Source organism: Rhodococcus sp. NPDC056960, from assembly GCF_042674125.1.
In the GTDB taxonomy this organism is placed as follows: Bacteria; Actinomycetota; Actinomycetes; order Mycobacteriales; family Mycobacteriaceae; genus Rhodococcus_F.
This window is the reverse complement of the sequence record NZ_JBHURF010000004.1, coordinates 206,888-219,276: the sequence shown is the minus strand read 5'-3', so window position 1 is coordinate 219,276 and position 12,389 is coordinate 206,888. Positions and strand designations below refer to the sequence as shown.

Below are 12,389 nucleotides of genomic sequence, written 5' to 3'. Positions count from 1 at the left end.
CATCCCTTCGACCGGAGGAACCGCCATGACCGACGAGAAGTCAGGACATCGAATCGACCGGCGAACGTTTCTCTCGGGGGCAGCGGTCGCGGGTGGGGTGACCGTGATGTCGGGTCTCTTCGACCGCCGGGCGGACGCGTCGGAGACGCCGCTACGCCGCCAGCCGAACAATTACGTGCAGCCCAACATCGTGTTCATCGTCGTCGACGAGATGCGGTTTCCCCAGGTCTTTCCGGCCGGGATCACCACCGCGGACCAGTTCCTGCAGCGGTTCATGCCGAACCTCCACAAGCTGTGGGCGCCCGGGGTGAAATTCACGCAGCACTACACGGCCGGGGTGGCGTGCAGTCCGGGCCGCGCGTGCTTCGTCACCGGGCTCTACCCGCTGCAGAACTGGATGTTGCAGACGCGGACCGGAAATCGGGCCTCCCCCGTCCCGTCGCCCGCGATGGGACGCGACTTTCCGACGTACGGCAAGTTGCTGCGGCAGGCCGGGTACGTCACGCCGTACGTCGGCAAATGGCATCTGTCGCCGTCGCCCGACGAGGATTCGGGGCTCGCCCCCGGCTATCTGGAGGAGTACGGGTTCGACGGGCTGACCATGCCCGACATCATCGGATTGAACGGTGAGGGTTTCGAATTCGACGGGCACATCGCCGACCAGGCGGCGGCCTGGCTGTCGACGCGAAAACCCGGCGACGGGCCGTTCTGCCTCACGGCGAGCTTCGTCAACCCCCACGACCAGCAGTTCTTCTGGGCCGGAACGGAAGCCGAACGCTACCAGTCGCTGTACGCGAACAACGTTCCCCCGCTCAGCCCCGCCCGGGCCTGGTCGGTGACCACCGGCGAGAGCGATCCCCCGCGGCTGGGTTTTCCGTCCGTGCCACCGAACTGGGAACCCGAGAAGGCGCTGCAGTCGAAACCGAGCACCCAGGTTTTCGCGCGGGAGTTCCAGGCCCTGGTGTGGGGCGGCGTCACCGACGACGTCCAGAATCTGTCGAACTATTACCTCCAGCCCTACGGCCAGGGCACCGACCCCGACCGGCACATCGCCTTCGCGCCCTACACGTACTGGGAGCGGGCCCTGGACAGTTACACCAACGTGCTGTCGATGGTCGATCATCACATCGGCACGGTGATCAATTCGCTGCCGGCGGACGTCGCGGCGAACACAGTGTTCGTCATGACATCCGACCACGGCGAGTACGCGGGGGCGCACGGCTTCGTGGCGGGCAAGCTGTCCACCGCCTACGACGAGGCGTTTCACATCCCGCTGATCGTCGCCGACCCGACCGGACGATTCACCGGCGACACCGACACCCCGCGCGCCCAGCTCACGTCGAGCGTCGACGTGGTGCCGCTGCTCGCGACGCTCGGTCACGGCGACCGGAACTGGATGTCCGGGGACCTGTTCGCCACGTACGCCGAACGCGTCGATCTCCTGCCGCTGCTGCGGAGCAACGCCGCCGCGGGCCGCGACCACGTCGTCCTGGCCACCAACGAGCACGCGCCGCAGGGGGTCAACTGGAACAACTCCCCCACCCACATCTACGTGCTGCGCACCCCCGAGGCGAAGGTCGCGGTGTATTCGAAGTGGTTGGGGCCCACGTCCTTCGTCGACCCCGCGTCGTTCCAGTACGAGTTCTACGACTACGCCACCGAGCGCGGCCGGGCCGAACTCGACAACACCTTCGATCACGACCCGCGTGGCCCGGCGATGGCCGCCCAGCTGATGACCCAGTACCTGCCGACTCAGCTCGCCGCGCCGCTGCCCCCGGCGTTCGCCCAGCAGAGCGCCGACGCGATGGCGCGTTATCTCGCCTACATCCAGCTGATCAACCGCTACACTCCGGGCGAGATCGACCGTGAGGGCATCGAGAAGCTGACCGCGTTCGGGGAGGTGTTCTGACCACCATGGCAGGGAAGGTCGTTGCCGCCGTGTGTCTCCTGCTGCTGTGGACGGGCGCGGTGTCGGTCGCCTCGGCGGCACCCGCTCCGACGGCGCCGTGCGCGTGGCAGTTCATGTCCAACTCGACCGTGCTCAACGTGGCCTTCCCGGACGCCAACGCGACGTATTGGGTGCTGCCCTACGCGCTGGGGCCCGGCGACAGCATCGAACTGAACGGCACCTACCCGGCAGCCCGCTACTTCTCGCTCAACACGTACGGGACGAACTTCGACACCGTCGACACGTTGCGCGACAACCAGATCGGGCCCGACCCGGGCAGCGGAAACCCGTTCACCGACGCGGCCGCCGGTTCCCTGCCCACCCCGCAGAAGCGGTGGCACGCGACGGTCGTGACCGGACCGGCCGATCACTCGCGCAACCAGATTCAGGCCCTCCCGGCCGGAGTCGATGCGCAGTCGGTGCCCGTCGGCTTCCTCATCATCCGGGTCTACGTGCCCGACGACCCGGCATCGCCGTCGGGCGGCGTCCCACTGCCCGACGTGACACTGACGTCCGCGGGCCGAACGTCGCCGGTTCCGACCTGCGGCACCGAATTCGACCCCGCCGCCTACGACAACGGCCCCCTCGGGCAGATCGCGGAAGCCGGATTCGATCAGATCATCGCCGGCGCCGCGTCCGGCGCATTTCCCGGCAACGTCCCCGAGGCCACGTTCGTGAACCCCGCGAGCACGTCGGGACTGTTCCCCAACGGCGACAACAAGTACGTCGGGGCGGGGCTGACCTACCAGCCGGGACGCATCGTCGTGGTGCAGGGCCGGGCGCCCACCTTCCCCGACACCCGCGCCGGCCAACCCGTCACCGCACCCGACCGGCAGGTGCGGTACTGGTCGATGTGCCAGAACGACCAGGTGACGCCGTATCCCGTCGTCGCGTGCGCCGCCGACTTCCAGACCCGCACCGACAGCGACGGCAACTACACCTACGTCGTCGCCGCCCCGCAGGACGTCCCCGCCCGCGCCGCAGCCGACCCCACCGTCACCGTCATCCCCTGGGGTTCCACCGACGTCGCGAAGAAGGTGCTGTTCCTGCGGTACATGCTGCCGTCCGACGCCTTCTACCCGCAGTCGGTCCAGGCATCGCAGAACAACCACACCGACCCCGCCACCACCATGGGTCCGTACTATCCGCGCTCCGCCTACTGCGACACCGCCACCTTCGAGGCCGGGGGTAGCACTGCGTGCCTGTGAGTACTTGTTAACCGCGGGACGTTAATAAGTACTCACAGGTCACGCACTGACGAACTGGCTGTTGTACAGGCGGTAGTACGCGCCGCGGGTGAGGAGCAGGTCCTCGTGGCTGCCCTGCTCGACGATGCGGCCGTCTTCCATGACGACGATGAGGTCGGCGTCGCGAATGGTCGACAACCGGTGTGCGATCACGAAACTCGTGCGATCGCTGCGCAGGACCGCGGTCGCGTGCTGCACCAGCAACTCGGTGCGGGTGTCGACGGAACTGGTCGCCTCGTCGAGGATCAGGATCGACGGCTGCGAGATGAACGCGCGCGCAATGGTGATCAGCTGCTTCTCGCCGGCACTGATGTTGCTGCCCTCTTCGTCGATGACGGTGTCGTAACCGTCGGGCAGCGAGTGGACGAACCGGTCGACGTAGCTGATCCGGGCGGCCGCCTGGATCTCCTCCTCGGTGGCGTCAGGACGTCCGTACGCGATGTTGTCGCGGATGGTGCCGCCGAACAGCCACGCGTCCTGCAGCACCATGCCGATGCGGGACCGCAGGTCGTCGCGCGACATCTCGGCGATGTCGACGCCGTCGAGGAGGATCCGGCCGCCGTCGAGTTCGTAGAACCGCAGGATCAGGTTGACGAGGGTGGTCTTGCCTGCGCCGGTGGGTCCGACGATCGCGACCATCTGGCCGGGTTCCGCGACCAGCGACAGGTTCTCGATCAGCGGCGTCTCCGGCGAGTATCCGAACGACACATTCGAGAACTCCACCCGGCCGCGTGGCTCGGCGACCGTGGGAGCTTCCGTGAGGTCGGGCTCCTCCTCGTCCTCGTCGAGGACGGCGAACACCCGCTCGGCGGACGCCACGCCCGACTGCATGAGGTTGACCATGGCCCCGATCTGGGTGAGGGGCTGGGTGAACTGGCGTGAGTACTGGATGAACGCCTGCACGTCGCCGAGGCTCATGGTGCCGGACGCGACGCGCATGCCGCCGAGAACGGCGATGGCCACGAAGTTGAGGTTTCCGAGGAACATGATCGCCGGCATGATCAGGCCGGAGATGAACTGGGCCCGGTAGCTGGCCTGGTAGAGCGACTCGTTCTGCTCCTCGAACCGCTCCTCCACCTCGCGGCTGCGGCCGAACACGGTGACCAGTTCGTGGCCCGTGTACGCCTCTTCCACGTGCGAGTTGAGCGCCCCGGTCGACTTCCACTGCGACACGAAGTGGGTCTTGGACCGCTTCGCGATCTGCGCCGTCACCAGGATCGACAGCGGCACCGTCAGCACCGCGATCAACGCGAGCAGCGGCGAGATGACGATCATCATCACGAGGATGCCGATCACCGTCATCGCCGACACGATCAGCTGACTCATCGTCTGCTGCAGCGACTGCGACACGTTGTCGATGTCGTTGGTGACGCGGCTCAGCAGGTCGCCTCGGGAGTGGGAGTCGAAGTAGCGCAGCGGAAGCCGGTGGATCTTCCGTTCGACCTCGGCGCGCAGGTTCTTGACGACGCCCTGCACGATGATGTTCAGCAGGAAACCCGACATCCACATGAACACCGCCGACCCCAGGTACAGGGCCAGCACGATCGCCAGGACCCGGCCGAGCGCGCTGAAGTCGATGCCGACACCGGGGACGACGGCCATGCCGGACACCATGTCGGCGAACGTGTTCTGACCGTCGGCCCGCAACGCGGCGACGGCCTGGTCCTTCGACATCCCGGCGGGCAACTGGGCGCCGATGATGCCGTCGAAGATCAGGTTCGTGCCCTGACCGAGCATGCGCGGCGCGATGGAGGTGAGCACCACCGAGATGGCCGCGACGAGGAAGACGACGCCGACGGCGATGCGGTGGGGTCGGAGCCGCCGCAGCAGCCGCTTGGTGGACGGCCACAGGTCGTTCGGCTTCGTCCCCGGGGCACCCGGTGCGACCGGTCCCGGAATGCGCGGGCCGGCGGGCCTTTCGGCGGTGGTCGTAGTGGCGCGATCGCTCATAGTGCTTCCTGGACCGATCGTTGGGATTCGACGATCTCGACATAACACGGACACGTCTCGAGCAGTTGGTCGTGCGTTCCGATTCCGACGACCGCGCCGTCCTCGAGAACCACGATCTGCTCGGCCTCCACGATGGTCGAGACCCGCTGGGCGACGACGATGACGCACGCGTCCGACGTCTCGGGTTTGAGCGCCGCGCGCAGCCGGGCGTCGGTGGTGAGGTCGAGGGCGGAGAAGGAGTCGTCGAACAGGTAGATCGACGGCCGACGGACCAGCGCCCGCGCAATGGCGAGCCGCTGCCGCTGACCGCCGGACACGGTGGTGCCGCCCTGCGCGATCGGGGTGTCGAGACCCTCGGGCATGGCGCGGACGAAATCGGCGGCCTGCGCGATCTCCAGGGCCCGCCACAGTTCGTCGTCCGTGGCGTCGGGTTTGCCGTACCGGAGGTTGGTCGCGACGGTGCCCGAGAACAGGTACGGCCGCTGCGGAACGAGCCCGATACCGGCCCGCAGGACGTCCAGGTCGATACCGCGCACATCCGTGTCGGACACGGTGACCGCACCCGATGTCGCGTCGATGAGACGCGGGATCAGCGACAGCAGCGTCGTCTTGCCGGAACCGGTGCCGCCGATGATCGCGGTGGTCTTGCCCGGTTCGGCGCGGAAACTGATGTCGCGCAACACGGGTTCGTCGGCACCGGGGAATTTGAACTGGGCGTCGCGCAGTTCCACCACGCCGGGGTTGTCCAGCACGGTGATCGCGTCGGCCGGCGGGACGACGGTGGAATCGGTGTCGAGGACCTCGCCGATGCGTTCGGCGCAGACGGTGGCGCGGGGGGCCATCATCGCGATGAACGACGCCATCATCACCGACATCAGGATCTGCATGATGTAGCTGAGCATCGCGGTGAGCGAGCCGACCTGCATCGTGCCGCTGTTGATCTCGTGACCACCGAACCAGATGACGGCGACGCTGGTGATGTTCGCGATGACCATCACGAGGGGGAACATCACGGCGGTCAGCCTGCCGACCCGCAGGGCGGTCTGGGTGAGCTGCTCGTTCGCGTCGCCGAACCGCTGCATCTCGGAGCGCTCGCGGACGAACGCCCGCACCACCCGGATGCCGGTGATCTGCTCACGGAGCACCCGGTTGACGCCGTCGATGCGGGTCTGCATCTCCCGGAACGCGGGCACCATCCGCGAGATCACGAATCCCATGGACAGCGCGAGAACCGGCACGGTGACCGCCAGGATCCAGGCGAGCCCGGCGTCCTCCCGGATCGACATCACGACGCCGCCGACGCACATGATCGGCGCCATCACGAGGATCGTGCAGCTCATGACGACGAGCATCTGCACCTGCTGCACGTCGTTCGTGTTGCGGGTGATCAGGGACGGCGCGCCGAAGCGGCCGAACTCGCGGGACGAGAAGCTCCCGACCTGATGCATCACGGCGCGGCGCACGTCGCGCCCGAAACCCATTGCGGCGCGGGCGCCGAAGTACACCGATCCGATCGAGCAGACGATCTGCACGACGGTGACGAGCAGCATCATGAGTCCGGTCGACAGGATGTACGCGGTGTCGCCCTTCGTGACGCCGTTGTCGATGAGATCGGCGTTCAGGCTGGGCAGGTACAGGGCAGCGGCGGTGGCGACCAACTGGAACAGGACGACCGCGGTGAGTTCCCGCTTGTACGGGCGGAGGTACGTGGTGAGCAGGGCATTCAACATGGGCAGCGATCCTGGCGGGTCATCATTATGTGCGAAGGTTACCAACAGAAAGGACCGCAGGCCCGCGGATTTTGGGGGGCCTGCGGCCCTGTGCGCCTTTCTGGTAGCAGCCACTACCAAAAAGGCGCACGGGCGCGGAGCGCCTACCTGACGGGTTGCAGCGACTGGTCCGCGTCGTCCAGCACCTTCTTCAGCTTCTCGCCCTCGATGTCGACGTTGGGCAGGATCTTGTCCAGCCACGTCGGCAGCCACCAGGCCTTGTCGCCGAGCAGTGCCATCACGGACGGGATGATGACCATGCGGACGACGAAGGCGTCGAAGAACACGGCCGCTGCCAGGGCGAATCCGATCGACTTGATGAACGAGTTCGGTTCGGCGATGAAGGCCGCGAACACCGAGATCATGATGACGGCGGCGGCGCTGACCACCCGGGCACCGTGGTTGAAGCCGACGGTGACGGCCTGCTTCGCGGTGGCGCCGTGGACGTATTCCTCCCGCATCCGGGTCACCAGGAACACCTGGTAGTCCATCGCGAGACCGAACACGACACCGATCAGGAAGATCGGCATGAAGCTGACGATCGGCTGCGGGTTGGCGATGATGCCGCCCCAGCCTTCCTGGAACACCGCGACCGTGGCGCCGAAGGTGGCCGCGACGCTGAGGAGGAAGCCGAGCGTGGCGGTCAGCGGCACGAGCAGCGAGCGGAACACCAGCAGGAGCAGGAGGAACGCCAAGCCGACGACCACCGCGAGGTACGGGATCAGCGCGTCCTGCAGGGTCTCGGACACGTCGCCCTCGAGCGCGGTCTGCCCGGTGACGCCGTAGTTGACGCCGATCGAGTCGTGCAGCGCGCCCTCAGCCCCCCGGATGTTGTCGACGAGGTCCATGGTGGCGGGATCGCTCGGGGCACTGCTCGGCGTCACCAGGATCTGCGCGGTGTCGCCGGCCTTGTTCATGCCGACGACCTGGGCGTTGGCCACGTCGTCCTGCGCGGTGATGGTCTTCACGACCTCACCGAACGCCTCCGACGGCGTGCCGGTGGTGATGTCCTTGGCGTCGACGACGACGAGCAGCGGGCCGTTCTTGCCGGGGCCGAAGCCGTCGCTCACCAGGTCGTACGCCTGCCGGGAGCTGGTGGCGGGGTCGCCGGTGCCCTCGCTCGGCAGGGCCAGGCTCAGGCCGGTGGCGGGGATGGCGAGCGCCCCGAGCACCACGACTCCGGCGACCAACGGGATCGCGGGCCTGCGGACCACGGCGCTGATGAAGCGCAGCGCGAGGCTCGGCTTGCCCTCGTCGTCCTCGAGGTCACGACTGCTGAGGAACGGGATCTTGCCGGCGAACGCCTTCTTCCCGAACAGCCCGAGGATCGCGGGCAGCAGGGTCAGCGCGATGGACACGGCGATGAACACCGTGAACGCGGCGGCCGCACCCATGTCGGACAGGAACGGGATCCCGACGACGCGCAGGGCGATCAGCGCGATGATGACGGTGAGTCCGGCGAACACCACGGCGGAGCCTGCGGTTCCGACGGCACGTCCGGCCGCTTCGGAGCGGTCGTCCGTGAGGGTGAGTTCGTGCCGGAACCGGGAGACGATGAACAGCGAGTAGTCGATGGCGACGGCCAGGCCGATCATGATGGCCAGCGTGGGTGTCATCGAGCTGAGATCGGTGAATCCGGTGGCGACGGTGATGCCGAGGCTGCCGATCATGATGCCGATGATCGCGGTGATCAGGGGCAGACCCGCGGCGACGAGCGAACCGAACGTCAGCGCGAGGACGACGGCGGCCACGCCGATGCCGACGAGTTCGGTGGCGCCGCCCGGCGGCGCGGCTTCGTTGACGACGGAACCGCTGATCTCGACGGTGAGACCCGCGTTGCGGCCGGCGTCGGCCGCGGAGTCGATCTGGTCGCGCAGCGCCTGGTCGACGTCAGCCACGGTGCCCGTGAACGGCACCTCGACGTAGCCGACGGTCTTGTCCGCGTTGAGCGGAGACAGTGCCTGCGCGTTCGCGACGGCCGTCTGCTCGCTGATGCCCTTGTCGGCCGCGGTGGACTTCGCCATCTCGACGAGCTGGTCGTTCGCGGTGACGGGGTTGACCAGCGCCTTCGCGGCGTCGGCACCCGACGCGGCGGCGGGATCCACTTTGGCCGCGTCCTGGACCTGCTCGATGCCGCGAACCTTGGCGAGGACGGCGTCCATCGCCTGCTGACTCTGCTCGCTCTCGAGGGTCTGCCCCTCGGGTGCGGCGAACACGTAGCGCGCGCTGACCGCGTTCATCGGATCGCTGCCCGCGGCTTCGGGGAAGCGTTCGGCCATGAGGTCCTGCGCTTGCTGCGCGGGGGTGCCCGGGATGGAGAACGAGTCCTTGGTGGGTCCGGACAGCGTGGCCGCCCCGACGCCCATGAGGACAAGGATCACCAGCCAGACGCTGAGGACCGCGCCTTTTCGCCGGTAGGCGAATCTGCCGATCCGATAGAGATAGGTGGCCACGGGAGGCTCCTTGCGAGTCGGTGGAACGAGGGGTGGTTCGGGGGCGGCCGGTTACGGCTGCGGGATTCCTTGCCGGAGTTGGCGCATGGCGTCACGGACCAGTTCTTCGGGTCCGCTCGCGCCGGTCTTGCCGCTGCGCCACAGGTCGATAGACGCCTTGCACGCCGATCCGACCGCCATGTGCAGCAGGTTGGGGTAAAGGTCGGTGTCGATGTTCGTGCCGGTGCGTTCGGCGATCACTTCGCCGATGAGGCGCGTGACCCGGAGGTGCACTTCGAGCTTCTTCGCGAGCAGCGCGGGGCTGGACTCGACGAGGTCCATCATCGCGGCGGTCTCTTCGAGCGGCTTCCCGGGAGCGGTGACGATCTGGACCACCACGTGCTCGAGGGAATCCCAGATCGGCTCGTCCTCGGGGCGCGCGCGCAGGAGGTTCACCCAGTCGTGGACGGACTCCTCGAAGTGGGCAAGTACCGCCTCCTCCTTGCTGGAGAAGTAGTTGTGGAACGTCCGGGTGGAGACCCCCGCCTCGGATGCGATGGCGTCGGCGGTGACGCATTCGATGCCCAGCGCCCGGGCCAGGCGTGCGGCGGCACCGCTGAGGGCCGCGCGCGTGGCGGCTTTCTTGCGGTCCCGCAATCCGATTTCCGAAATCACTACACCGACGGTACAGAACTTGCGCAGCTCTGCAAATTTGCGCGAGTGTGCAATTTCTATGCCCTTGCCCACAGTTCTCGCGGCACTGTGGCAGAAGTCACCGGGCGGCTACGGTGGAAACATGTCCGATCCGACGGCGCCGCTGTCGTTCCGGGCGGACGAGATCGACCGCGCCGCACTGGACCGACTCGCCTCCGTTCTCGACCTGCAGGCCGCGCGCCCGGGTATCCGGCGACTGCGCGAGTGGTCGCACGCCGCGCTGCAGGTGCAGCCGGGCGAGAGCGCCCTCGACATCGGTTCGGGCACCGGATCGGAGACGCGGGCCCTCGCGGCGGCGGTCACCGCGTCGGGTCGCGCGATCGGACTCGACCCGAACCCCGGGATGGTGCTCCTCGCCCGTGAGCGCACCGAGGAGGAGGGATCGACCGCGCGGTTCGTCGTCGGCGACGCCTACTCGCTGCCCTTCCCCGACGAGCGCCTCGACGTGGTCCGGAGCGAGCGCGTCTTCCAGCACCTGAGCGAACCGGAGCGTGCAGCGGCGGAAGTGGCGCGGGTCCTCCGGCGGGGCGGCCGGGCCGTCATCGTCGACAGCGACTGGGGCACGGCGATCGTGCACCCCGGCGAACCGGAGATGCTGCACCGGATCATGGGCGTGATGCTCTCGCACACCGCGAACCCGCACTCCGGACGCCGGCTCCCGGGGCAGCTCACCGCCGCCGGACTCGTCGTCGAGGACATCGGCACGGAGGCGCTGATCCAGGACCCGGACGACGCGACCGGCCCGCTCGCCCAGATGATGACCGTCGCCGCCGTCGCGGAGGGTGCGATCACCGAGGCGGAGCGCGTCGAGTTGCTCGAGCGGCTGACCGCCGCCGCCCGCGTCGGCGACTTCCACATGTCGGTGACGATGTTCGCCTACCTCGTCCGCAAGCCCTGACGAAACCCTTCCGGCATTCGGAAACCGGGTGCGGTGGATCACCTCCGGTGGCGCACAGTGGTGGAGACGACGCCGATGCCCCACCGCGTCCCGCGTCACGAATTCCGCCGCAGCCCAGCATCTTCCGGAGGCCTCATGTCCACGATCGCCCGCAACCAGTGGTACGTCGCAGCGTACGGCCGCGAGGTCGGACGCGACCTGCTCTCGCGCACCATCTGCGAGGAGCCGATCCTGTTCTGGCGCACCGAGGCCGGCGAGGCCGTCGCGATGAGCGACCGGTGCGTGCACCGCCGCTACCCGCTGTCCGAGGCGCCGAGCCGACTCGACGGCGACACCGTGGTCTGCGGCTATCACGGGTTCACCTACGGCAGCGACGGCGGCTGCGTGTTCGTCCCCGGTCAGAAACGCGTCCCCCGCACCGCCCGGCTGAAGCAGTACCAGGTGGTCGAGCAGGATTCGTTCGTGTGGGTCTGGATCGCCGACCCGGCGAACCCCGAACAGGGCGACCCCACCCGCATCCCCCGCGCACCGTGGATGGACTCCCCCGACTACACCGTCGTGTCCGGGATGGAACCGATCGACTGCAACTACGGCCTGCTCGTCGACAACCTGATGGACCTCTCGCACGAGACGTACCTGCACGGCGGCTACATCGGCACCCCCGAGGTGGCCGAAACCCCGATCACCACCGAGGTCGACGAGGACCGGAACGTCATCTACGTGTCCCGGCACATGGACGACGCCGAGTGCCCGCCGTTCTACTCGACGTCCACCGGCATCGAGGGACGCATCACCCGCTGGCAGGACATCGAGTACACGCCGCCGTGCCTGTATCTGCTGCACAGCCGCATCGCCCCGATCGGCGCACCGCTGCCCGGCGAAAACGGCAGTGACCCGCACGCCTTCCACAGCGAGATCGTCTACGCGATCACCCCCTCCACCGAGAATTCCACCCTCGACTTCTGGGCCGTGGCCCGCGACTTCGCGCTCGGCGACGACGACGTCACCACGTTCCTCGCCGAGAACAACCGGACCGTCGTGATGCAGGACGTGGTGGCACTGAACGTTCTGCAGCGGGCACTCGACACCGAGCAGGCCGGCTACCAGGAGTTGTCGATCAACATCGACGCCGGCGGCCTCGGCGCCCGCCGGCTGCTGAAGAAGCTGGTGGACAACTCCCGCACCGCGGTGCCCACGTCATGAACATCGAACCGACCCGGATGCTCCGCGGCGCGAACGTCCTGCGGATCGTCTGGCTGCCGGGCACCGACCGGCTGCGCGGCGTCTGCCACTGCGGAGCGGCACACGAAGCCGACGACCCCGCCGCCCTGTGGGAGTGGCTCCTCGCCCACCCGGTCGGACATCGCGCCGTCGACTCACCCGCACCCGACGACGCCGCCTCACCCCTCGCCGCCGTTCCCGTCTGATCCG

Annotated in this window: 9 protein-coding genes; 5 read left to right on the top strand and 4 right to left on the bottom strand. The window is 68.0% G+C overall.

Annotated elements, in window-relative coordinates:
• Positions 1-25: 25 nt before the first annotated feature.
• Both ACFTWF_RS08245 and ACFTWF_RS08240 read left to right on the top strand, forming a co-directional pair.
• Positions 26-1,909, top strand: a complete 1,884-nt coding sequence (locus ACFTWF_RS08245; protein WP_378460755.1) for a sulfatase-like hydrolase/transferase — start codon at positions 26-28, stop codon at positions 1,907-1,909.
• A gap of 5 nt (positions 1,910-1,914) precedes the next feature.
• Positions 1,915-3,156: a hypothetical protein gene (locus ACFTWF_RS08240; RefSeq protein ID WP_378460754.1), complete on the top strand. Its 1,242-nt coding sequence runs from the start codon at positions 1,915-1,917 to the stop codon at positions 3,154-3,156.
• Between the two features lie 39 nt (positions 3,157-3,195).
• Here the strand turns inward: ACFTWF_RS08240 and ACFTWF_RS08235 are convergent, their stop codons facing one another.
• From ACFTWF_RS08235 to ACFTWF_RS08220, 4 genes are all read right to left on the bottom strand, one after another.
• Positions 3,196-5,145, bottom strand: a complete 1,950-nt coding sequence (locus ACFTWF_RS08235; protein ID WP_378460753.1) for an ABC transporter ATP-binding protein — start codon at positions 5,143-5,145, stop codon at positions 3,196-3,198.
• On the bottom strand, positions 5,142-6,875 hold the full coding sequence (locus tag ACFTWF_RS08230) for an ABC transporter ATP-binding protein (RefSeq protein WP_378460752.1): 1,734 nt from the start codon (positions 6,873-6,875) through the stop codon (positions 5,142-5,144). Before ACFTWF_RS08230 ends, ACFTWF_RS08235 begins: the two co-directional genes overlap by 4 nt.
• A gap of 143 nt (positions 6,876-7,018) precedes the next feature.
• Positions 7,019-9,367: an MMPL family transporter gene (locus tag ACFTWF_RS08225; RefSeq protein ID WP_378460751.1), complete on the bottom strand. Its 2,349-nt coding sequence runs from the start codon at positions 9,365-9,367 to the stop codon at positions 7,019-7,021.
• Between the two features lie 51 nt (positions 9,368-9,418).
• Positions 9,419-10,021, bottom strand: a complete 603-nt coding sequence (locus tag ACFTWF_RS08220; protein WP_378460750.1) for a TetR/AcrR family transcriptional regulator — start codon at positions 10,019-10,021, stop codon at positions 9,419-9,421.
• 121 nt (positions 10,022-10,142) lie between these two features.
• Here ACFTWF_RS08220 and ACFTWF_RS08215 point away from each other — a divergent pair, with 121 nt between their 5' ends.
• The 3 genes from ACFTWF_RS08215 (at position 10,143) to ACFTWF_RS08205 (ending at position 12,385) form a co-directional block, all read left to right on the top strand.
• Positions 10,143-10,958, top strand: a complete 816-nt coding sequence (locus ACFTWF_RS08215; RefSeq protein WP_378460902.1) for a class I SAM-dependent methyltransferase — start codon at positions 10,143-10,145, stop codon at positions 10,956-10,958.
• Positions 10,959-11,093: 135 nt separating this feature from the next.
• Positions 11,094-12,161, top strand: coding sequence for an aromatic ring-hydroxylating dioxygenase subunit alpha (locus ACFTWF_RS08210; protein ID WP_378460749.1), 1,068 nt, complete (start codon positions 11,094-11,096; stop codon positions 12,159-12,161).
• Complete coding sequence (locus ACFTWF_RS08205; protein WP_378460748.1) at positions 12,158-12,385, top strand: hypothetical protein; 228 nt, start codon at positions 12,158-12,160, stop codon at positions 12,383-12,385. The genes ACFTWF_RS08210 and ACFTWF_RS08205 overlap by 4 nt, the downstream gene beginning before the upstream one ends.
• Positions 12,386-12,389 lie beyond the last annotated feature (4 nt).

Coding starts and splice junctions, on each gene's coding strand:
- ACFTWF_RS08230 (WP_378460752.1), bottom strand. CDS start 6,875: ATGTTGAATGCCCTGCTCACCACGTACCTCCGCCCGTACAAGCGGGAA.
- ACFTWF_RS08210 (WP_378460749.1), top strand. CDS start 11,094: ATGTCCACGATCGCCCGCAACCAGTGGTACGTCGCAGCGTACGGCCGC.
- ACFTWF_RS08245 (WP_378460755.1), top strand. CDS start 26: ATGACCGACGAGAAGTCAGGACATCGAATCGACCGGCGAACGTTTCTC.
- ACFTWF_RS08240 (WP_378460754.1), top strand. CDS start 1,915: ATGGCAGGGAAGGTCGTTGCCGCCGTGTGTCTCCTGCTGCTGTGGACG.
- ACFTWF_RS08215 (WP_378460902.1), top strand. CDS start 10,143: ATGTCCGATCCGACGGCGCCGCTGTCGTTCCGGGCGGACGAGATCGAC.
- ACFTWF_RS08205 (WP_378460748.1), top strand. CDS start 12,158: ATGAACATCGAACCGACCCGGATGCTCCGCGGCGCGAACGTCCTGCGG.
- ACFTWF_RS08235 (WP_378460753.1), bottom strand. CDS start 5,145: ATGAGCGATCGCGCCACTACGACCACCGCCGAAAGGCCCGCCGGCCCG.